Genomic DNA, 490 nt, shown 5'->3' with positions numbered 1-490 from the left:
TTTCTGGCACATACCACCCTGGAATTTCTTTTGGTTCGCTTTCGTATGGTAAGCCAACTTTTCCGCTTAAAATCGTAGGTTCCGAAAGTTGGTTTCCTTCGCCATCTTCATATTTGACGGTTATAGGTGCCGCATCCGAGCGGTCGTAAACATAGATCACTTCCTGTGGGTCTTCGCTAAAAATTCCACGAGTATTGCTTGGCATTTCTGGAACATACCAACCTGGAATTTCTTTGGGTTCGCTCTCGTATGGCAGACCAACTTTTCCGCTTAAAATCGTAGGTTCTGATAGTTGATTTCCTTCGGTGTCTTCATATTTGACTGTTACGGGGGCTGCATCCGAACGGTCATAGATATAGATTACTTCTTGCGCTTCTTTTCCGAAAATTCCATGAGCATTGCTTGGCATTTCTGGCACATACCAACCTGGAATTTCTTTTGGTTCGCTTTCGTATGGTAAGCCAACTTTTCCGCTTAGAATCGTTGGTTC

General features: G+C 43.9%; 1 protein-coding gene. It reads right to left on the bottom strand.

Annotated features, from left to right (window positions below):
• A partial coding sequence (locus A5878_RS17485) for a MucBP domain-containing protein (protein ID WP_179190627.1) occupies positions 1 to 490 on the bottom strand: 490 nt, incomplete at both ends.

The sequence above is a fragment of the Enterococcus sp. 3G6_DIV0642 genome, from assembly GCF_002140635.1.
In the GTDB taxonomy this organism is placed as follows: Bacteria; Bacillota; Bacilli; order Lactobacillales; family Enterococcaceae; genus Enterococcus_D; species Enterococcus_D casseliflavus.
This window is presented reverse-complemented; position numbering and strand designations above follow the sequence as displayed.